This is a genomic window from Rugosimonospora acidiphila (assembly GCF_039543385.1).
Classification (GTDB): domain Bacteria; phylum Actinomycetota; class Actinomycetes; order Mycobacteriales; family Micromonosporaceae; genus Rugosimonospora; species Rugosimonospora acidiphila.
Genome location: NZ_BAABJQ010000032.1, coordinates 58,591 through 78,695 on the forward strand (window position 1 = coordinate 58,591; position 20,105 = coordinate 78,695).

The window sequence follows — 20,105 nt, forward strand, 5'->3', positions numbered from 1 at the left end:
CGGCGTTGGCGGACCGTCTGGGTGAGGCCCTCAGCTGCGCCCGCAACCCTGACCGCACCCCAGCACCAGCCGTGCGCCGAACCCGATCAATGCCCGTGGTGGCCGCCACCTCCGTGGCTGATCCCACCGTGCCCCGAATGGCCGTGGTGCTCAGCAACCGATACGGCGTGCGTTGCGGCATCCATAATGAATCGCATCGAGTCGCGGACAACGGCGTCGATCGTCGCGCGCGTTACGTCGAGATCCACCTGGTCGTTGGCACCCTGGATGGTTCCGTCGGCAACCACGTTCGTGGGGCTCGGCGAGCCGGCGGCCGCCGGTGCACGCTCAACCGTGGGCGCCGGCCATGTGCCCCGGGCGATGTGTTCCAACCGCTGTCGTCGCGGCCAGCCGGCAAGCCCTGGGTAGACGACGGCGTCTAACCCGGCGGCGTAGATGAGCGCGGCCAGTGTGGCGTCATCCATGGATAGCGGCTTGTCGGACGTCACGATTGCCTCGATCCGCGCGCACAAGTCAGCCCGTGCGACTGCGCGGATGATGTCCCATCTTTCGCGGCCAAGCCGCGTCGAGCGCCGACGCACGATACCCTGTGCGGCCAGCCGGGCGAGATACGCTGCCCGAATGCCGCGCGGCGGATGGCGCATCACCTTGCTCATTCGCGGAGGCGGCTGCTGAACGGCGGCGAGCCGAGCGAGCGTGGCATCCACATCACGGTCACCGAGCGGAAGCGTCGAGGACACCACGACGCGCTGCCGGACAACGCGGATGCGCGCGGCCGTCGCAAGCTGGGCAAGTTCCGCGCCGAGGAGTGCCTGCGGCAATCGTGGCGCCTTAGCCATTCGACCGTCAGCACCGACCGCCAGAAGGACAAGATCTTCACCTAGCCGACCCATGCGGCCAAGGGTAACGCCCCTATCACAACGAGAATTGAAGAGTCACCCCGCGACCCCCTCCCCACGATCTCGAGGAGACGGCTCTGCTCTCCGCCAGCGTGGGGGGTGCAACCTGCCTCGGCGACGGAAGAACCTCACCACCGCACCAACACAGGTTCGGCGGCAAGGACGCCCGAGAAGGGCGGTGAACCGAACCCACACCGGGACTAATCAAACACGAGGTAGTCCCATCGTCGTCAGCAACGCTTCCGCACATCCCGCAGGGATCTCGTGGCCCAGATCTGACGTCCCTTCGACCACTCGAGGTGTCCGAGGCTGTCCTCGAACACATTCCTCAAGATCAGTTGTGCCAGTGGGGAAACCCTGAGTCCTCAGAGGTCCGAGATCGCCGACCGGTTCAGGTCAGAGGGCTGAACGCCGGGGTCGACCTCGGTGGTCCGCGGGAAGCGTTCGCCGTTGGTCCGGATAATCGAGCATTCCAGGGCGACCGCCTCCTTCGCCGGGTTGTAACGGCTCGGGAAGGGCCGAGCCCCAGCCCCCCAACGAGGTATCGCCGCCACCGCCGGCTGATCGTGCTCACCAGGGCTGTGTGTTGATACACCAGGGACGCGTTGTGGCCGAATCGCTGTTGCGACCGAACGGTCCACCGATCGTTAACCGTCGGCACCTACCCGACGGGCGGCTGCTGGTGACGCTGGCTGTCGCTGTGTGCTTATTGAGCGAATACCGTCGCGTCGAGGTACGCGGCGCGCGGCAGGAGCACGTTCAGCTGTACCCGCGGTTGTTGAGATGACGGGTCACCTTCAACCGGACATCGTCGGGGTCCACGCCGAGCTGACGCAGTAACCGCACCGCCGGTCCGTCTGGCTGCGCCAGCAGCGCACCGAGTAGATGGGTGGTGCCCGCGTACGGGTGGCCGAGGCGGTGAGCGGACAGACTCGCGTCGCGCAGGGCGGCCAGCGCGGTTCGGCCCTGCGTCGGTGCACCCAACTCGTTGCGCGGCGGCCGCCAACCTCGCGTCGGTAGCCCGGCCAGGAGCTCTTCCTTGTCGTTCGGGGCGGACGCCAACCGCGTCGCGGCCTTCGTCGCGGCATCCCCCCGCACGCCATGCGCGGCCAAGATCGCACCGGCCTGGCTCCATCGGGCAGCGTCGTCAGGTAAGGCCATGTCGGCCGACTCCAAGTGTTCGTGCAGGTCGATGAGGCTGAGTAGGACATGCGCGGCGGTCACGAACGCGTGCCCGGTGTATAGCGCCTGGCGTGCGGCATCTGTCTGGATCAGGTTCAGGATCGGATGCCCGTAGCAGGCGCCGTGGCGGTGGTACCGGCGCCGGATGTCCCTCCACACCAGCCACATCAGCGCTCGCCAAGGCCAACGCCTCTGCTCGCTGGCGGGCAGGACTTGCCAGAAGGCCAGTTGGGTTACCGCCCGGTTCGGCTGGGGTTCATCTTCAGAGCTGAAGGCGCGATCGGCGCGTACGATCCGATCGAGCGAGTCAGGTTCGGCAATCCGCCACTGGCTCAGCAGCCGGCAGGCCGCGCTGTCGGGCAGCGCCAGCAGACCCACCAACAGGTGCTCCGCACGGGCGTGCTGGACACCTGCGCGGGCGGCTTCCTCCATCGCCTCGTACACCGCGTACCGGACCGCGGGCGAGAAGGCTGGCAACGGCAGCGGGTCCTTCCGGCGATAGCGGCGCGCGAGCATGCTCCTCAACTCGTTGACCGCGGCCTCGCGCAGCACACCATCGACCCGCAGCGCCGCTCCCCCGTCCGGGGTGCCCGGTCGCTTTCTGACGGGCGGGTCCGGATCGGTCAGTCCGGCCTGCCCCTTCCGCACCGGGCGCCAGACCTTCTCCCAGCTGTAGGGAAGCGTGCCCTCGACGCAACGAACGTGCAGTGCCGTATAGCACAGAACCAGATCTGTTCCTATCTCAGCAATGCCGGAACGACACGCGCGCCGGTACGCCCGCCCCAGGGGCCCGAAGAATGTCATGCTCGGTTGTTCGGACATCGTCGCCTCCGCGCCCCATTGTCCCGCGGCCGCGCCACCCCGTTACTCGCGCGCCCGTGCTGCGTACGCAGGCAAGCCGCAATCGCCGGCGGGCGACACCTATCGGGAGTTGCCGCCCGTGCGGCCGCGGCCGGCCACGGCGACAGCACCGAATCACCCCCTGTGTCAACGCCGCTCTCGGCCGGGCCGCCCTCGCCCTGGCTACCGCCGCGGCCGTCTGCCTGTACGCCTCCGGCCACCGCCCAGGGCCGCTGACCGGCATACTGCGGGCGGCTCAGCGTTGCGGTGCCGTGGCCGATCGGGGTCGGTCTGAGGACGCTCTGGCCGTCGCGCGCCACCAGCGGCGCGATGCCAGCGCGGCCAGCCCGGCGCCGGTGGCGTTGAGCAGTACGTCGTCCACAGAGGACACCCGATCCAGCTGCAGGACGTACTGCGCGGTCTCTACCAGGATCGAGCAGCCCGCCGCGAGCGCCAGGATCCGCGGTACCGACGCCAGCGCCGCGAACCGCAGCGGGGCGATGAAACCTAGTGCCGCGAATACCAGCAGGTTGCCGACGACCTGGCCCGTCAGCTCCACCGGTCCCCGGTCGGCGAGGATCGTGAGTAGATCCCGCAGCGGTACCAGGCTCACCCCGGCCCGGTCGCCCGGCAACATGGTCATCCATACCCACGGCACCGTCCCGTAGACGATGCCGACCTCGGCTAGCGACATCCGCCACGCCCACGCCGGCGTGACTGGGGTGCCGCTTCGGCGGCGGGCCAGAGCCCACACCGCCAGCGCGGCCAACGGCAGTGCGGCCACCGTGAGGAATACCACGCCAGTGAACGTACCGACCCAGTCGTGCCAGTCCTTGAGCATGCGCATGCCGCCTCCGCCTCCGTCCGACCATGAAATCCACCCGGGCCGCCCTTGCCGGCGGCTGCCCCAGCAACCGCTGTAAGGGCGTGAACACGTCTTGACAGCGGGCTCAGCCCGGCGCCCGCATCGATGCCAGCAACGTCCACCCGCGAGTACCCACCCGTCCCGCGTGGGCGGTGTCGGGAGCGCCCGGGACACCCACCAGTTTCGCCTGCCGGGCCCGCTGCTCGTAATACTCGTGCACCTCGTCCCGGCTGCCGAAGACGCGTCGCACGTCCTCATCCGGAGAATCCAGCCCGGAGGTGCCGGACAGCAGGTGATGAATGGTCACCTGCTCGGCGATGTCCTTGGCGAAGCCGGGCAGGTGGACGCCCACCGTGTCCGACAACTGCAGCTTGCCCTGCTGGGCCAGCTGCAGCATGGCCACCGCGTGGAACGGTTTGCCCGCCGAACTGAGACTGAATGCCGTGCCCTCATGGTTGGGGATCCCCTTCTGCTTGTCGGCCATGCCGTAGCTGCGGGACAGCACCGTGCGACCCTGGTGCGACAGCAGCACCACACCGGAGAACGTGCCCTGCGCGGCCAGCGCCGCCACGTACCGGTCGTAGGCGCCGCCGGGCAGGGTGTCCGGCGGGAGCCGGTCATGCCCGGACGGATCGGACGCGGCGGGGGTGGTGCCGGCGTGGGCGGGCCCGGCGCCCACCAGCGGCACGCCGACCGCCACGCCGGCAGCCGCCACCCCACCCCATCGGACCAGCCGCCGCCGGTCGATACCACGTACCGAATCCGAATACATGCTCATGGCCCTTTCCCCATCGACCAACGGACCGTCGCAGGTCTACCGGTGATCGCCTATCGGCAACCGATCGACGACCCATACGCGGCCCATATGCGGTGCTGGGGATACTGGGTGGATGCGTGTGTTGCTCGTCGAGGACGAACAGCCGCTGGCCTCCTACATCGCGGCCGGGCTGCGCAAGCACGGCTGCGTCGTGGACGTGGCGCACGACGGCCAGCAGGCGCTGGACAAGAGCGACCTCACCCCGTACGACGTGGTGGTCCTGGACCGGGACCTTCCGGTGGTGCACGGCGACACCGTGTGCCGACTGTTGGCGCAGCGCGGCGCGGCCCGGGTGCTGATGCTCACCGCCTCCGGTGCGGTGTCCGACCGGGTGGACGGGCTGGCCCTGGGCGCCGACGACTACCTGGGCAAGCCCTTCGCGTTCGCCGAGCTGGTCGCCCGGGTGCGTGCGCTGGCCCGGCGCAGCACGCCGGCCCACCCACCGGTGCTGCGCTCGCGGAATGTCGAGCTCGATCCGTCCCGGCGCAGCGCCGAACGGGATGGCCGGCTGCTGTCGCTGACCCCGAAGGAGTTCGGGGTGCTGCACCGGCTGCTCGCCGCCGACGGTGCCGTGGTCAGCGCCGAAACGCTGCTGGACAAGGTGTGGGACGAGCACGTCGACCCGTTCACCAACGCCGTGCGGATCACCGTCAGCACCCTGCGCCGCAAGCTCGGTGACCCACCGCTGATCGAAACCGTGACTGGCGCCGGCTACCGGATCGCCCCATGACCTGGCGACCGACCGCCCGCGGCCGGCTCACCCTGGTGTACATCGGCCTGGTGCTGGCCGCCGGGTCGCTGCTGACGGCGGTGACGTACCTGCTGCTGTTCAACAGCCTGCATCTGCACATCCGGGATGCGATGTCCAAGCTGCTGACCCAGGCGGTACCGGCGCTGCTGGTGGTGACCGCGCTGGCCGGGCTGACGGGCTGGCTGGTGGCCGGGCGGATACTGCGGCCGATCCGGGCGATATCCGGCACCGCGAACCGGCTGTCCGCGGAGAACCTGTCCGAACGGGTACCCGTCCGCCAGCCCGCCGACGAACTCGCCGCGCTGGCCGCCACCATCAACGGCATGCTGGAGCGCATCCAGCACGGCATCGCCGATCGCGACCGGGTCCTCGACAGCCAGCGTCTGTTCGTCGCCAACGCCGCGCACGAACTGCGTACCCCACTCACCACCATGCGCACCGCTATCGACGTCACCCTGGACGGCGAACCCGACCGGGCCGAACTCATCGCGATGGCCGGCGACATCGCCGCCGCCGTCGAGGCCAGCCAGCGCACCCTGGACGGGCTCCTGGTTCTGGCCCGTAGCCAGGCCGGTCCGCTCCGCCGGACGCCCGTGGACCTGGCCGAGGTCGCCGCCGCGGTGGTCGCCGCCGGCGCCGACCTCGCGGCGAACGGGGCGGTCACCCTGCGGGCCGACCTACGGCCGGCGCCGGCCAGCGGCGAGCCGGTGCTGCTGGAGCGGATGGCCGGAAACCTGCTGGAGAACGCGCTGCGATACAACGAGACCGGCGGCCATGTCACGGTGACCTCCGGCACCGCGGACGGGCACGCGTTCCTGCGGATGGTCAACACCGGCCGGCCGGTCACCCCGGAGGAGGAACGACGGCTGTTCGAGCCGTTCGTCCGAGGCGCCGCCCAGGGCACCCGTGGGGCCGGGCTCGGCCTGTCCATCGTCCGGGCGGTCGTCACCGCGCACGACGGCGAGATCTTCAGCACCGCCCGGCCGACCGGGGGCATGGACATCGCCGTACACCTGCCGCAGACCCTGCAAGCCCTTACCTCTGGGTGATGCCTGCCCGGTGCACGGAGCTATCAGATCGGGCATGTTATCGGTATTGGCGAAGGCGCGGGGGTCGCCTAATGAAGCAGATGGTCTCGTGTCAGGATCGGCCAATGGATGTCCGTGAAGTGCTGGAGCCCATCCGGTCTCCGCTGCTGAGTCCTGGGGATCGGGTGCGTATCGTCTCCCCGGCCTGTCCGCCCGGCCGTGACGGCGTCGCTCGCGGCGCCCAGCTGCTGACCTCTTGGGGTCTGCAGGTTGAACTCGGCGAGCACGTCTTCGATCGATGGGGTTATATGGCCGGACGAGACGAGGACCGCGCAGCGGACCTGAACGCCGCCCTCCGAGATCCCGGCGTGCGTGCCATCGTGGCCAGCACGGGCGGCAAAGGCGCCTACCGCATCGTCGACGACATCGACTTCGAAGCGGCGCGGCGCGATCCGAAACCGCTGGTGGGCTTCAGCGACATCACCCATATCCACCTCGCCCTGTGGGCACGATGCGGGCTGGCCAGCCTGCACGGGCCATTCGCCAACTGGAGTGACGAATGGTGCGGGCCCACCTCGGCCGAGGCACTCCGTCGCGCCCTGATGACCGACGAGCCGATCGTCCTGCATCGCGACCCCAACGAAGTTACTGCCGCAGTCACCGTTGACGGCCTGGCCACCGGCATCTTGGTCGGGGGCAACCTCGACGCCATCCGCACCGAGGCCGGGGCTGGCCTACCCAACCTTCGGGGCGCGATTCTCTTCCTGGAGCACCAGAAAGGCACTGGCCTCGGAGAGGTCGACCGCGCACTCACCCAGCTCACCCGCTCAGGAGCACTCGATGGCCTGTCTGGCATCGCGCTCGGCCAGTTCCTGAGGTTCGAGGAGTGCGACAGCGACCCATCACTCGGCGGTTGGCGTATCAAAGACGTCCTGCGCGACCGGCTCACCCACCTCGGCGTTCCCGTCCTTGGAGGACTTCCCATCGGGCATGGACACCACCCGCCGACCCTCCCGCTGGGCACGCGGGCCACCATCGACACGGCCGCGGGCACGCTGAGCGTCGAACCGGCCGTGTATTGACATCAGCACGCCCGCGGCAAACTCTCGAAAGGGTCTGCCAGGGACTGGCCAGCACATCGGGTCAGCACGCGGCGGACGAGTCCGACGGGCGGGCACGCCACCATCTGGGCAGAACCGCCGTGCACATCCCGGCCCGACACGGCGGCCACATCGTGTCGCTGAGATCGGCATGGGTCGAGGGTACGACGTCGCCGGGTCTGCGTACGTCGCGCAGGTCTACCCCGACCATGCCCCGCCCGGTGCGGACCTCGCCCCGATGTGGCGACCGTGGCAGAGAGCCCACCGTGACCGATCCCCTCCGTTTCGTCGTCGCCGATGGACGGCCTGATTGCGGGGCTCCGTTACGATTTGCCGATGGTCGATGCCGACGAGATTCGGGCGCACTGGGGACAACGTCTGGCCACCATCGCCCTCTGGCTGATCGGTGTGGCCTGGCTGTTCGGGTGCGCCCGTCTGACGCTCGCCCTGGTGGTACCCCCGATGTCGTACATCCACAGCAACAAGCTGACCGATCATCAGCGGTACGAGCAAGGCGTTCGGGAGATCGCGTTGGCGGGGGTCAGCGTGGGCTTCGCGGGGCTGGCCGCCATCGTCGCGCTCGTGGCGAGACGGAGAGCGCTGTGCGTCACCCTGCTGATCGTGACCCTGCTGCTGTGTGTGCCGGCGGCGTGGCTCGACCACGCCGGGACTCGGCTGCGGCACCAGTACGGGCCGCGGCCACCGGCACCGGCCCACACCCGGTGCGTCAACTACAGCGGCGCACCTCCGGGCTGCCCCGGCGGGTGATCGCCGCAGAGCTGCCGGAACGGTTTCGGTGGTGACGGTGCGGCCGGAGTGGGTCTCGTCGACGTGGATGCGTTGTCACGCAGGTCCTGTTACCGATCCGTCAAGCAGGTCATGAGACCGGACACAGAGGGCCGAGCCTGTGTCGTGTCACGCCTGATGCTTGACACCGGCGTTCCACCTGATGCTCAACACTCGCGGCGAACGTCCTCCCCCCCATCGGGGAACGACTTCTGCCACACTCAGCCGGTGAAGATCACCAAGCTCCTGGTTGCCGGACTGCTCGTGTCCCTTGCAGGGCAGGGGGTTGCTGTCTGGGTCACCAATGCCGCGGCTATCGCCGCTGGCGGTGGCCCGAATGCTGACCTTGATGCCGGTGAGAAATTCGGGGTGTTCTACTCCTACGCATCAACGTACGGCTTCGCGCAGCTGATGTTATTGGGCAGCTGCGTCGCACTGCCCCTGTCCGTATTCCTGTTCCTCCGCCGTGGGTCAGATCTCGTGGCTGGTCTCGCGGCTGGCTGGGTATTCGGACTGGCCGCGAGCCTGTTCTTCCTGTGCGGCGGGTTCGGCGCCTAACGGCCACCTTCGGTTATGCGTGGCCAGGCATGCTGGGCGATGGGCGCAACTACTAGCTGTGGATATCCGAGCCGGAGGATCTAGACCAACCGTCGAGGATCAGGCGGGACGGGAACGTCAAGCATCAGCTGGGACTCGACATGCTGTTCGTGCTGTGTCCGACTCCGGGTGATGCTTGAGTTCGTGGCCTCGGATGAGGCTTGACATGATCCGGACGACCGCGCGACTCGCGGCATGAGCGCGCGTCGGCTCAGTCGGCCGACGAGCCCCACCTCTTGGTCATGGCGACAATGCGCGCGGTCACCGCGTCTGGATCCACGAGTTGATGCAGGTGCCCGCCGCCGACCTCGGCAACGTCCCAGCCACGCATCTCCGCCTCCCGCGCCATATCATCGTATGGAGGCCCGAACAGCACATACCCGCACGGCCGGTCGTCCCAGCCGGGCGGGACAGGAATCTGCTGCTCGTAGTAACTCAGTGGAAGCCGGGGCTGCTCGGCCGAAACGGTCGATCGGGTCTGCGGATCAGGAAACAGCAGCGCGACATCGTCCTCGGCCCACCACGTCGTCCACCGCGGCAGCCGACCCTCAATCACCCTGGTGCGCAGGTGCTCCAGTCGCTCGGGCGACGCGGCAGGGGTCACCCCGGTACGGGAGGGCAGCCGGGCATCGACGAACATGCACCCGGCGACCGGACGCCGAGACGCTTGCACGAGAACAGGAACGAACGGGCCGGCGTTGCTGTGCGCAACCAGCACGATCGGCTGCTCCCGCGGCAGATGGGAGACGGCATCGCTGACCTCGGCGGCAATGCCCGGCCAGAACGGCGGATCGTCGACATCGGCGACGTCAACCAGCGATGGCACCACCGCCGCCTTGCCTAAGTCTGCCAGCCTCGCCGCAACAGGTGCCCACGTCAGTGGGCCCAACAACAAGCTATGGACGAGTACGAACGCGGGATCCACCCCTGCATCATTCACGACGCCGCCGGTTGGCCGCTACCTAAACCAAGGCCCAAGGCGAGCAGAACCGCTCCCACACCGGTACCGTCCCCACAGCATCCGCGGATCAAGCGGATCCGGTTGCCTCGGTCCGCGCGACTTGCGGCAGATGTGTGCACGTGTTCAAGGCCCGAACGAGCTTCGTGACACTACCGGTTGGTTGGGACGGGACGTAGCGCCCGGGGATCGTCCTGAGACATATACGACGGGAGGTACGGCTGTCGGGCCCTTGAGTACCGTCGATCGGCGAGGACCTACTCAACGCGGCATATCGAGCAGGTGTGGACGCTCACTGGCCGCCGGGAAGGTCCTCGCTGCTGATCACCGGGCACCGGAACATGTCGCCGAGGACGGCTCGTTGGTGTTTCGTCAGCGGGTTCGCGAAGACCGCAACGGCGACCTCCGCGGCTCGGCACGCTTGCGCGATTTCGCGTGCTTTGCCGGGGCTAAGCAGTGTCCGCCGCGAAAATGGCGCGCTCATCTTGGCCACACCGCCATGCGAGACACCACGCCGCTGGACGTGACGGCTCACGACCCGGCCGCCATGCGCCTCCACGGAGCCTGCGAGCAGGTCGAGCTTCTCACTGAACGCTTTATCCTTTGCGGAGAACAGGCCTACAAGCGCCACGTCGGCGCCCGCGAGCACGGAGGCCGACGCTTCGGTCGAATATCGCCGCATAGGGCCATGGTGCCAGACGCGTCACACGCACCCACTCATCGGCAGACCGCACACCGGCCACTCCAGCTGCCGAGACTGTGGGTAGCGCGCGGATCACGGCACGAGAACGAGCGCTCCGCCAGCGTCAAGTCTCGACAATCTCGAACGGTTCGTCACTGCCGAGTTCCTCGAAACGCGCCTTGAGGTCGCGGTACGCGGCCGCGTCGATGATGAACGCGCTTCCCGGGTGGTCGTTACGAGTCAGGCAGCGCGACAAGGCGGTCTCGTCGTCGGTGCGTACCCAATACAGGCGGTGGTTTGCCGATACAGACCTGGCCAGCTCGCGCGTCATGTCGCGTTCCGACCTGCGCCAGAAGCCGAAGTCGAGCACGACGTCCACACCGGCACGCAGAAGCTGGGGCCAATGACCATGCAGCACGCCTGTGAGCCGGTCCAACAGCTCATAGTCCTGATGGGGAGTGGGGGCTCCATCGGTGTACAGCCGGAGGTACCACTCGTCCAACGAGATCAACGCGGCGCCACTGCGGGCAGAGAAATCCCGGGCGAAACGACTTTTCCCGACGCCCAGGTAGCCATGGATGAGATGAACAGTCGCCACGCCACAATCATGCGGCAGGGCGTCGTCTGTGGCTAACGGCGCATTCTCATCGGCACGAGCGGACGTCGCCAGCCCGCCCCCGCAGGCAAGCGTTGGTGATCCGATCATCGTGATCATGTCAAGCATCAGCTGAGGCTGATTCGTCAACCATCACGCGAGCCCAGGCAACGCTGTTGGTGGTGTGTGTCCCGTCACGGCTGAGGCGGCATGACCGACGACCCGTCTTGCGACCAGGCTTGCGGGTCGATCGGCTTCAGTCTGGTGCGTAGCCTGTCAGCAGCGGCTTCGAGATCGGCGTCCGGGTCGGCGTCGTGGTAGGGGAACAGTTCAGTTGCAGCCTTCACGGTTCGGATGAACTGGTCGAGACTGGAGTTAGCCAGGAGGGGACCCCGGACGATCTCTCCCCGTGACGCGACCATGTCGACCACCTGGCCGGTATCAGGGTCGAGGCAGACGAGTCCGTATCCATACGTACCGAACTGGATCAGCTCGCCTCCGCTTGGTGTCAGGACCACACGGAGCTTGGGTTCGGCTGTTATGCCGCCGATTTCCTGGCTCGGTACGCGTAACCGGGGGAAGCGGCTGGCCAGATGCTCTGGAAGATCGCTGCCAGAGAGCTCAACGGTGGCAAAGCGCGGCCATGGCAAGGGCTGGTTAGGCACGGACCGAGTCTCGCAGCATCAGAAGTGTTCCCTCAGCGGTGGACATTGGGCGAGGTCTCCGGTATTTGGAAAATCGACCAAGAAGATCCAGATACCGGAGACCTCGTGGACACCCTAGCGGTAACGAGGCGGTTCGACCTGACCGACGGGCAGTGGACGGTTCTGCAACCGTTGCTGCCCGCGCCGAAGCGCTCAGGTCGGCCGTCGTTGTGGAGTAGGCGTCAGCTGATCGATGGGATCCGGTGGCGGGTCCGGGCTGCCGTGGCGGGACGTACCAGCGTGTTACGGGTCGTGGGCGGCGGTGTATGCCCTATTCAGGCGGTGGCAGCGCGACGGCACGTGGGCGCGGATGTCAACCGCGTTGCAGGCCCAGGCGGACGCGGCCGGGCGCATCACCTGGGACGTGTCGGTGGACTCCTCGATCGCGCGGGCTCATCAGCACGCCGCCGGAGCGCGTAAACAGGGGATCTGCAAGCAGATCCGCCGGGTGGGGTTCGGACAGAGCCGGCTGACCACGCGCTGGGCCGATTCCGCCCGGCGGGCTGACCACGAAGTTTCATCTCGCGTGTGAGCACGGCCAGAAGCCGTTGTCGATCATGCTGACTGCGGGACATCGTGGCGATAGTCCGGGCGGTGGTAAACGCCGCTGCATGGGACCCGAACTACTCGCCAAGGCCCGGAAGGAGACCATCGACGATCAGGCTGACGACACCTCCACCAAGCCACAGCCTCAACTGACCACCGCCGCCTAAACTCGCACCAGGATCACCGGTGGCCGCCTATTGCTACACCACGCCACTGGACGTGACCGCGTGCGGCGGCGAGCGCTTCCGGGTGTAGTTGGCCAGCCACACCGCTGGCGATTCCTCGAATGTCCTCCCAGTCTGAGGCCCTGAGGAACATGAGCACTGGGGCGGCCGACCCCTCCAGTAACTCTTTGAGTTTGTCCAGGACCCAACGGCCGACTTTGAGGAGCTTTTCCGGCTCTTCACGATCCAGGGTGTTGCTGTGGTCTGAACCCGCCGGTCTCGAGTAGCGATCTGGCGATGACCTGCACGGCAATGATCTCCATACCGACGGCCCCAATTAGCAGAATCACACTGAGGAGGACATCCGTCTGTCCCGTCGAGACGGCGAGAGCAGCACACGCGAGCACAGCCACCGTCGCGCCGAGCACGATTACCAGCAACGCGACACCCCAGCGCAGGGTGCCGGACGCAGCCGGAGCCACGAACGAGACGACGGCTCCCGCGATGCTGACAACGACCGCCACGAGCAGGACTGCCACCGATCCGATCCGAGCAAGCACTACATGATCGCCCGGGCGGCCCGGATGAGCGATCCAAATGGTAGCGACTGTACCGATGCAAATAGCAGCAACGACGCCACCCACCAAGCCGTTGTCGCGCCGGCCACGTCCGGTGAACACACCGCTCACGGCCGACGAGGCTAGCGAACATCGAAGCGCTTAGGTGTCTGGTCGGCGGCTTTGGGCCCATACCGGACCAACGTGTTGCGGCGGTGTCGCGCTCCGTCCCCGACGGTGGCCATGCAAAAGGCTCACCATCAGCGGTCTCCGCAGCCCCGAGACTCGCGAATGAGCTGCGATTCGCTGGGTACACCGAGATCGCTGGCCGGGCGGCCGGCTGACAGCAGCAACTCACAGAGGGGACCGGCGTGGCCAAGACCGAAGGGCATCTCCGCAGCGGCGCCTGGGCGCGCGAAAAGCGTTTCGCCGAAGTACTCGGCCGCCGGATGGCCTATGTCGAACGCGGTGAGGGGCACCCGATCGTGTTCCTTCACGGCAACCCGACCTCCTCATTCCTGTGGCGCAATGTCTTGCCGCACGTGGAGGCTCCAGGCCGCCGGCTGATCGCGCCTGATCTGATCGGGATGGGCGACTCGGACAAGATCCCCACCGGTGCGGAGCCTGACCGCTACCGCTTCGCGGGCCACGCCCGCTATCTCGACGCCTTCATCAACGAGGTGGTCGGCACGCAGCCGCTGACGCTGGTCCTGGACGACTGGGGCGGGGCCTTGGGCTTCGACTGGGCATACCGCCACCAGGAGCGTGTCCGCGCGATTGCCTATATGGAGACGTTCGTCGCGCCGCTCACCCTGGACGATCTGCCGGAAACTCTGCGTCCGACGCTGAAGACTGTGCGTTCCCCGCAGGGCGAAGCGCTGGTGCTCGACCAGAACATGTTCATGGAGAAGGCGCTGCCCGCCTTCATGCAACGGACGATGTCGGATGAGGAAATGGCCGAGTACCGGCGACCGTTCCTGCAGGCTGGCGACGACCGCTGGCCGACATTGCAGTGGCCGCGCGAGGTGCCGCTGTCGGGCGAGCCCACCGACGTCCACGATCGGATAGCCGCCTACTGCCGATGGCTGCAAGAGGCACGGTTGCCGAAACTGTTTATTGACGCAGACCCCGGCGTCTTCATCACGGGCCGGATCAGGGCACTGGCCACCAGCTTCCCTAACCAGAACCGTGTCGTGGTCAGAGGTCTGCACCTCGTGCAGGAGGACAGTCCCGACGAGGTCGGACGGGCGATCGCCGAGTGGCTCGATCGAGTCTGACGAAATCATTCGAAAGTCGAGTGCCCCTATGGAGTTAATCTCTAGTCAAGACCTGCTTCTACCAGGGGCTTCACGCGGTTCGACGCAGGGCTCAGACATCGGGTCAGCGACGTCAGAGCCCTGCGCCACTACACACGGTCACTTCCGGTTTACGGGGAAGGGGTTCACTGCCCTGGCGCCAGCACCGGGCTGTTGTGATAGGCGGCGATCCGCCACTGGCCGTCCCGCTTCTCGAAAACCCAGGTCGCGTTCACCTTACCCGTGTCCGCAACCTCGGTCTCGCCAGCGAACAGGATGCCGGATTCGCTGACGACGATCGCGGCGTCCCTGCCGACGAAGCGGAGGCTGAGCTGCTTGTTGTAGGTCGAGCTGCCCTTGAGTGGCCCCTCGAAGGCCAGGGCCATGTTCTGACGGATCACGTCACGGCTGTCGCGGAGCGAGCCGGTCATGATGGCGGTCGCGTCCGCGGTGTAGTTGGCGACCATGCCGTCGGCGTCGCCAGCCTCCCACGCCTTATAGGAGTCAACCAGCACGGCCTGGATGGCGGCCTCGTCTTCCGCACGACTGTCTGACATCGGATTCTCCCTTGTGATCGGTTTGCCCGGGGTATTCCGGCGAACTCGCCAATACATACCGGCGGTGGGGTCGGAACTCATCGCGCCCGCGGTAAAGACTTTTGAGGCGTGCTCGACAGACAGGGGTTCCCGACCAGGAACCCGGCGAACAACCGCGACCGCCGACGAGCGGGGACGGGCGGGCTGCTCTGTCAGGCTTCGAGTTTGGCGGGAAGCTTGAAGGAGGCGAACACCTCGGCCTCCTGGAAGACCGAGTTGCGGCTGATGCCGTTGGTCGTGACCGTAAAGACCTGCAGCGTGTGCAGCTCGAACGCGCCGCTCGGGCCGCGGTTGTAGGCTGCGAACGCCGGCTGCGAATTGGCGCCGACCGGCAGGAAGCGCCACTGGCTGCCGACGTTGGTGAAGACCCAGTCCATGAACGCACCGTAGTTCTCGCGCCCGACGAACCAGTTGACCATCGGGGGCATCTCCATGAGCACGTCTTCGGTGAGCAGTCGTTTAAGCCCTTCGACGTCGGCCTGCTCAAAGGCCTTCATGTACTTGTCCACCCAGGCGCGCTGCTCGGCTTCGGACGGTTCGGCGACCTGCTCCTCCAGAATCCCCGCCTCCTTAAGCCTGGCCCTGGCCCGTTGCAGGGAACTGTTGACCGAGGCGGTCGTGGTGCTCAGGATGTCCGCTGCCTCGGCTGCGGAGAAGTCGAGCACCTCACGCAGGATCAACACTGCGCGCTGCCGCGCGGAAAGGTGCTGCATGGCGGCGACGAAGGCGAGCCGGAGGCTGCCGCGGTCGATCGTGGCAGTCTCCGGCTCGCGCAGGCTCAGCAGAGAGTCGGGAAGCGGTTGGAGCCAGGTGATCTCCCCGCCGTGGACGAACGGTCGGCCCGGGTCGCTCTCGGCGACCAGGCCGGAGGGCAGCGGACGGCGGCTGCGACCCTCAAGCGCGGTGAGGCAGGCGTTGGTCGCGATGCGATACAGCCAGGTCCGCAGGGAGCTGCGGCTCTTGTCATACTGGTCCTTCGCGCGCCACGCTCTCAGATAGGTCTCCTGGACCAGGTCCTCCGCGTCGTGGACCGAGCCGAGCATCTGGTAGCAGTGGGCCAGCAGCTCCGGTCGGTACGGATCGATCCTGCGATCGAACTCTTCCGCCGTCGCCGTCGCCACGTTCATGCCCTTCTTGTGATGTGCCGGGGCGACCATATCGCACCCGATCGGCGGCGCAGCGCAGCCGTGGTGCAGCACAGCCGACTCCTCGAATGACCCCGCCCCAAGGCCGGTACGCAACTAGCCACTTAAACAATCTTGACCCACAGGTCTCGACAATAGCTCAATCATTCGGAGTGGCTGACCGCGATGCGGTTGCCCGTTCGCACGGCGGAACTCAGTGCGGTTCAAGGCGGGTGGGCGCACATGACGTCTGGACCTCACCGCCAGCGGCGGCGGCGCCCCTGCTTGCTCTAGTCGCGGGCGTTGGGGCAGGCGAGCACGGGTCGCCTAATTCACCTGCGCTGCCTCCGGGGCTGAATCATGAGCACCCAATCGCTAGCTGACCTGGACGTACCCCGCAACGCTCAGTCATCTTCACCGCCTGGAACGCCAGGTCGACCCAAACGAGAATTGATCCGCCGGAGTGCGAAGCTCGTCAGGGTCGCCGTCCGCGAGTTCTGCGCCGGGCTCAGCGCGGACAAGACCGATTTTCAGCGGGCTGAGCGGCGCGGGTCGCGGGTCGGCTCCCATGACCCGCCAACGGTGACCACGCTGTCCGGCCGGAACGGGGTGGGCAGCTGGCTCAGCTTCGCCTCGCATGACCGCGAAGCGAGCACCACGCGGGGAACCGGGCCGGCGACAGGTGCCAGGATCATGGTGACGCCTGGCTCGATGGTATGTCGGGCGGGTCAATGGGCAGCGTTCCAGGCGGCAACGGCGTGGAACGACGCCTTGGGTTCCCAGGGCATGTCCGGGTAGGTGCTGCCGTGCTTCGTGCTGTCGAACGGGACCTTCGGAAATTCCTCGGCTAGGTCGCCGAGCCTGCTGGCGAAGCTCTTCACCAGACTGTAGCTGGCCAGGTCGAAGTCGAACCGGGGGTCGGGGCTCCACGGATTCAGGGGCTGGACGAAGGTCTGCACGAACGCGATGTCCGCGCCGCCCGCGTTGAAGATGTCCAGGCATTCGGTGATCTCCTGGGCTTGCCCTGCCTCGTCCCGCATGTAGCCGTTGACGTGGGGCTGATCGCCGCCATGATCGATGATGTCGAAGCCCGAGCCGCCACGGTCCGCGGCCCCCTGGTAGGTGCAGCAGCCGAACTCACCGATGATCAGCGGCCGTCCTTTCGCCTTCTTCTTGAGCACCTGGACGGCCCGGCCGAAGCGGGGCCGGGTGAGCCTATCCCGGTACAGGTCGACGGCGGCCACGTCGAATCGTGTCCAGTCCACCTGCTCAGTCGGCAACGCGCAGTAGGTGATCTGCCCGCCGAACTCCGCCCGGACGGCTGCTGCCGTCCGGGCGAGGAACTCATCCAGCGACTCCTGGGTGGCCTCGGCGCGAAGCAAGACGTCGAGGTCCGGCCGGGCGATCCGTTCGGGCACGGCATCGCCGGGGATGATGCCCTGCATGAAGAGGCAGAGCTCGCCCCCCACGCTGAGGACGACGCGGCCCGGATAGGCGTGCCGCAGTTCTTCGGCGAGGCGCGCTGCGCTCATGACGTGCGCGAGTGTGTCTTCGGCATCGTGGTCCCACAGGTCCGGTGACAGCCACGCCTCGAGTCCCAGTTCTAGCGCGACCTGGGCGGTCCAGCCCAGCCGGGGCAGGTCGGCACTGTGGATCTTCACCGCCGTGCAGTGCAGGTCGCCGGCGATTATCTCCAGCTCTCGCCGTACCTCCCCGGGCCGGAAGTCCGGCCGCCAGCTCCGCCCCTCAAGCTCCCGGCCAGCCTCGTAGCAGACACCCTTACGCCGCACTGTTACTTTCCCCGCCGCTCGGCCCCGACGGCGACCATCTTCTGGATGGCCTGCCGGGTGACGCCCAGTTCCCGCGCGAGGTCGGCCTGCGAGAATCCCTCGGCGAGCAGCGCCTCCAATATCCTCCGTCGGTCCCGCGCCAGTTCCGCCGCCCGCTGCGCCGCCTCAATGGCCGCCGCCCGCACGTCCTTCAGCTGCGCGACCAACTCCCGGTGCTCAGCTGTCTCAACCTGCTTGCCCATCCTTCCATCCTGACAACCAGGGGTTGTCACAGTCAATAGAAAGCCAGCACCGAAGAAGTACCCCGACGAGCTGCGCGAGCGCGCTGTGCGCCTGTACCGAGAGTCGGACCCGAAGCCGGTCATCCGGCGTCTTGCCGAGCAGCTCGGCGTGCATCATGAGGCGTTGCGGAACTGGATTCGCCAGGCTGAGGCCGACGCGGGTGAACGCGCCGACCGGCCCACCACCGACGTGGTCGAGGAGAACCGGCGGCTGCGTAAAGAGGTCTCCGAGCTGCGGCGGGCCAACGAGATCTTGAAAGCCGCGAGCGCGTGAGGAATGCCGTTTGTGCGCGTCCAGCCGATGCTGACGTCGTGGGCGTGCCGCAGCGAGGACCTGACCTTCGACAAGACCAATGCGAAGACGCGATGATCATCGCTCGGGCGTGGCGTTGGTGAACGTCCACGAGCGGTCGAAATGTTCGACGCGACCGATCACTGTCCATACCGTAATGATCTTTCATGCCACCACCCGCACTCAGATCAGAGCCGGTAGCCCCCGGGCGGCAGGTCGGCACGGCCCGGCCGTTCGTTGTTGAGGGTAGGCACCCGGCATTACCGAGGATCAGGAAGTTCGTATGACTCTCGATGAACAGCGGGAGTCCGGCGACGCGTCCGACCTGGTCGACGGCCCCACGGTCACGACTTCGGAAGGAAAGTATGAGACGCACTCGTAAGCTGCAGGCGCTCCTGTGCCTCGCGGCCAGCACCGGTCTACTACTGACACCCGCCGTGGCAGGGCTGCCCGCGACAGCCGGCGGCGCCGCTCAAACCGCCCCACCTCAGGCTGCCCCGCCATCTGAACCGGCTGACGCGAACGGGGTGGACTGCGTCCGGCAGATCACCGTGGCCTACGTCGACTCGATCACCCCCGAGGGCGTCGAGGTCCCCCTCACCCCCGGGCTGGCCACCGTCTATCACTACGACACGGGTTACCCAGGGGACGACGTTTGGGAGGTCGTCCCGCCGGGCGGGTGGGCACCAGTCCAGGCCAGCGACGAAGAGTTGGAGACGTACGGCTTCCCGCCCCGCCCGTCGGACCCGGATCTCCTCGCATCGTGGATTAAAAGCTGGTCGGGGTACCGGTCCGCCGATCAGGGGGCGCCGCAGATGTGCGAGACCAACCGGAGAGCCGGGCTGATGCACTGATCACCCGCAGGCACAGTCCGCCGCGTTGCCCAACACGCCGCGAGCGCATCGGCCCGCAGCATCGGCGGGGTGGCGGTCGACCGCACCTGGGGCAGTGCCGACCGGCGCTACCCGGTGGCACAGGTCTACGAGGAGCCGGGAGTCGAGTAACTGGCCCTGGGACGCCGAGGGCATACCGGTCCCCGAAACCTGGTCACTTAGCGGCTGCCTTGAGCGCCGAAGAGTCTCCGAGCAGTGTCCTATTCGGGGCGGCCATCGGCGAGCCACTGGCCGAGGCCGCGCAGCCCGACCGCCCACCGCCCGAGGTCGGTGACGTCCGCGTGCCCGGTGACAACGGTGAGCAACTCGGCTACCGCCTCGTCTGGCCGCTGGGCGTCGTTGAGGGTCAGGGCGCGAAAGACGCGTACAGAGTCGGAGTCGGGGAACTCCCTGCGGGCGCGGGCGAGTACCGTCAGCGACTCGTCCAGCTTGCCCAGCCACCTCAGAGTGCTGCCGTACTGGCACAGGCACCGGCGCAGGGCGTCGCCGCCGAGGCCGAGGGCGAGCGCCCGTTCGTAGTACCCGCGGGCGGTCTCCTCCTGACCCGCGGTGTCGTAGGCGCCACCCACTCCATACACCAGGACTGGGTGGTCAGGGTGTTCGGCGAGCAGCGCCTGGAAGTAGGCGATCGTCGGCGCCATGTCTGCTACGCCTGCGGGAGCATCGAGGCTCCTCCCACCTCATTGCCGTGGCCGCGGAAGGACTCACGCCGCTGGAGGCAATCCTCTCCGGATCTGGACCACGGAGGGCACGAGCCAATGGC

At 67.4% G+C, this 20,105-nt stretch carries 21 protein-coding genes and 2 pseudogenes; 9 read left to right on the plus strand and 14 right to left on the minus strand.

Annotated elements, in window-relative coordinates; all coding sequences use genetic code 11:
• Positions 1 to 86: 86 nt before the first annotated feature.
• From ABEA87_RS35440 to ABEA87_RS35455, 4 genes are all read right to left on the minus strand, one after another.
• Complete coding sequence (locus ABEA87_RS35440; protein WP_345637268.1) at positions 87 to 893, minus strand: GOLPH3/VPS74 family protein; 807 nt, start codon at positions 891 to 893, stop codon at positions 87 to 89.
• Positions 894 to 1,658: 765 nt separating this feature from the next.
• Entirely contained in the window at positions 1,659 to 2,903 is a 1,245-nt protein-coding gene (locus ABEA87_RS35445) for a Clp protease N-terminal domain-containing protein (RefSeq protein ID WP_345637270.1), read from the minus strand.
• Between the two features lie 274 nt (positions 2,904 to 3,177).
• Positions 3,178 to 3,768: a VanZ family protein gene (locus tag ABEA87_RS35450; RefSeq protein ID WP_345637272.1), complete on the minus strand. Its 591-nt coding sequence runs from the start codon at positions 3,766 to 3,768 to the stop codon at positions 3,178 to 3,180.
• Positions 3,769 to 3,871: 103 nt separating this feature from the next.
• The gene (locus ABEA87_RS35455) at positions 3,872 to 4,564 is read right to left on the minus strand and encodes a serine hydrolase domain-containing protein (RefSeq protein ID WP_345637274.1); all 693 of its coding nucleotides are present in this window, start codon (positions 4,562 to 4,564) and stop codon (positions 3,872 to 3,874) included.
• A gap of 112 nt (positions 4,565 to 4,676) precedes the next feature.
• Between ABEA87_RS35455 and ABEA87_RS35460 the strand changes: the two genes are divergently transcribed.
• The 5 genes from ABEA87_RS35460 (at position 4,677) to ABEA87_RS35480 (ending at position 8,826) form a co-directional block, all read left to right on the plus strand.
• Positions 4,677 to 5,333 (plus strand): response regulator transcription factor, encoded by a 657-nt coding sequence (locus ABEA87_RS35460; RefSeq protein WP_345637276.1) that lies wholly within the window; start codon positions 4,677 to 4,679, stop codon positions 5,331 to 5,333.
• Complete coding sequence (locus tag ABEA87_RS35465; RefSeq protein WP_345637278.1) at positions 5,330 to 6,403, plus strand: sensor histidine kinase; 1,074 nt, start codon at positions 5,330 to 5,332, stop codon at positions 6,401 to 6,403. The genes ABEA87_RS35460 and ABEA87_RS35465 overlap by 4 nt, the downstream gene beginning before the upstream one ends.
• A 104-nt stretch (positions 6,404 to 6,507) precedes the next feature.
• A complete protein-coding gene (locus ABEA87_RS35470; RefSeq protein WP_345637280.1) occupies positions 6,508 to 7,464 on the plus strand; it encodes a S66 peptidase family protein in 957 nt (318 codons plus the stop codon).
• A gap of 354 nt (positions 7,465 to 7,818) precedes the next feature.
• On the plus strand, positions 7,819 to 8,250 hold the full coding sequence (locus ABEA87_RS35475; RefSeq protein ID WP_345637282.1) for a hypothetical protein: 432 nt from the start codon (positions 7,819 to 7,821) through the stop codon (positions 8,248 to 8,250).
• Positions 8,251 to 8,496: 246 nt separating this feature from the next.
• Positions 8,497 to 8,826, plus strand: coding sequence for a hypothetical protein (locus ABEA87_RS35480; protein ID WP_345637284.1), 330 nt, complete (start codon positions 8,497 to 8,499; stop codon positions 8,824 to 8,826).
• A 250-nt stretch (positions 8,827 to 9,076) separates the two neighbouring features.
• On the opposite strand, the gene ABEA87_RS35485 is transcribed toward ABEA87_RS35480, so the two are convergent.
• From ABEA87_RS35485 to ABEA87_RS35500, 4 genes are all read right to left on the minus strand, one after another.
• Complete coding sequence (locus ABEA87_RS35485; RefSeq protein WP_345637286.1) at positions 9,077 to 9,790, minus strand: alpha/beta hydrolase; 714 nt, start codon at positions 9,788 to 9,790, stop codon at positions 9,077 to 9,079.
• A 325-nt stretch (positions 9,791 to 10,115) separates the two neighbouring features.
• The gene (locus ABEA87_RS35490) at positions 10,116 to 10,505 is read right to left on the minus strand and encodes an HflX-like GTP-binding protein (protein ID WP_345637288.1); all 390 of its coding nucleotides are present in this window, start codon (positions 10,503 to 10,505) and stop codon (positions 10,116 to 10,118) included.
• Between the two features lie 124 nt (positions 10,506 to 10,629).
• The gene (locus tag ABEA87_RS35495; protein WP_345637289.1) at positions 10,630 to 11,229 is read right to left on the minus strand and encodes an AAA family ATPase; all 600 of its coding nucleotides are present in this window, start codon (positions 11,227 to 11,229) and stop codon (positions 10,630 to 10,632) included.
• 65 nt (positions 11,230 to 11,294) lie between these two features.
• Complete coding sequence (locus ABEA87_RS35500) at positions 11,295 to 11,765, minus strand: SUKH-4 family immunity protein (protein ID WP_345637291.1); 471 nt, start codon at positions 11,763 to 11,765, stop codon at positions 11,295 to 11,297.
• Between the two features lie 105 nt (positions 11,766 to 11,870).
• Here ABEA87_RS35500 and ABEA87_RS35505 point away from each other — a divergent pair.
• Positions 11,871 to 12,394 (plus strand): annotated as a pseudogene (locus tag ABEA87_RS35505) (IS5 family transposase); the annotation flags it as partial.
• A 359-nt stretch (positions 12,395 to 12,753) separates the two neighbouring features.
• Here ABEA87_RS35505 and ABEA87_RS35510 read toward each other — a convergent pair.
• Positions 12,754 to 13,203 (minus strand): hypothetical protein, encoded by a 450-nt coding sequence (locus tag ABEA87_RS35510; RefSeq protein WP_345637293.1) that lies wholly within the window; start codon positions 13,201 to 13,203, stop codon positions 12,754 to 12,756.
• A 239-nt stretch (positions 13,204 to 13,442) separates the two neighbouring features.
• On the opposite strand from ABEA87_RS35510, the gene ABEA87_RS35515 reads away from it, so the two are divergent.
• Positions 13,443 to 14,348: a haloalkane dehalogenase gene (locus tag ABEA87_RS35515; protein WP_345637295.1), complete on the plus strand. Its 906-nt coding sequence runs from the start codon at positions 13,443 to 13,445 to the stop codon at positions 14,346 to 14,348.
• 164 nt (positions 14,349 to 14,512) lie between these two features.
• Here ABEA87_RS35515 and ABEA87_RS35520 read toward each other — a convergent pair whose 3' ends face one another.
• The 4 genes from ABEA87_RS35520 to ABEA87_RS35535 all read right to left on the minus strand — a co-directional run bounded on the left by ABEA87_RS35520 (position 14,513) and on the right by ABEA87_RS35535 (position 18,118).
• Positions 14,513 to 15,004: an SgcJ/EcaC family oxidoreductase gene (locus ABEA87_RS35520; RefSeq protein ID WP_345637297.1), complete on the minus strand. Its 492-nt coding sequence runs from the start codon at positions 15,002 to 15,004 to the stop codon at positions 14,513 to 14,515.
• Between the two features lie 110 nt (positions 15,005 to 15,114).
• On the minus strand, positions 15,115 to 16,119 hold the full coding sequence (locus tag ABEA87_RS35525; RefSeq protein WP_425571017.1) for a sigma-70 family RNA polymerase sigma factor: 1,005 nt from the start codon (positions 16,117 to 16,119) through the stop codon (positions 15,115 to 15,117).
• Between the two features lie 695 nt (positions 16,120 to 16,814).
• On the minus strand, positions 16,815 to 17,876 hold the full coding sequence (locus ABEA87_RS35530) for a hypothetical protein (protein WP_345637300.1): 1,062 nt from the start codon (positions 17,874 to 17,876) through the stop codon (positions 16,815 to 16,817).
• Positions 17,877 to 17,878: 2 nt separating this feature from the next.
• The gene (locus ABEA87_RS35535) at positions 17,879 to 18,118 is read right to left on the minus strand and encodes a TrfB-related DNA-binding protein (RefSeq protein WP_345637301.1); all 240 of its coding nucleotides are present in this window, start codon (positions 18,116 to 18,118) and stop codon (positions 17,879 to 17,881) included.
• 61 nt (positions 18,119 to 18,179) lie between these two features.
• Between ABEA87_RS35535 and ABEA87_RS35540 the strand changes: the two are divergent.
• Both ABEA87_RS35540 and ABEA87_RS35545 read left to right on the plus strand, forming a co-directional pair.
• A pseudogene (locus ABEA87_RS35540) lies at positions 18,180 to 18,431 on the plus strand (transposase); the annotation flags it as partial.
• 383 nt (positions 18,432 to 18,814) lie between these two features.
• Entirely contained in the window at positions 18,815 to 19,303 is a 489-nt protein-coding gene (locus ABEA87_RS35545; RefSeq protein ID WP_345637303.1) for a hypothetical protein, read from the plus strand.
• Positions 19,304 to 19,542: 239 nt separating this feature from the next.
• Here the strand turns inward: ABEA87_RS35545 and ABEA87_RS35550 are convergent, their stop codons facing one another.
• Positions 19,543 to 19,983, minus strand: coding sequence for a tetratricopeptide repeat protein (locus tag ABEA87_RS35550; RefSeq protein WP_345637305.1), 441 nt, complete (start codon positions 19,981 to 19,983; stop codon positions 19,543 to 19,545).
• Positions 19,984 to 20,105 lie beyond the last annotated feature (122 nt).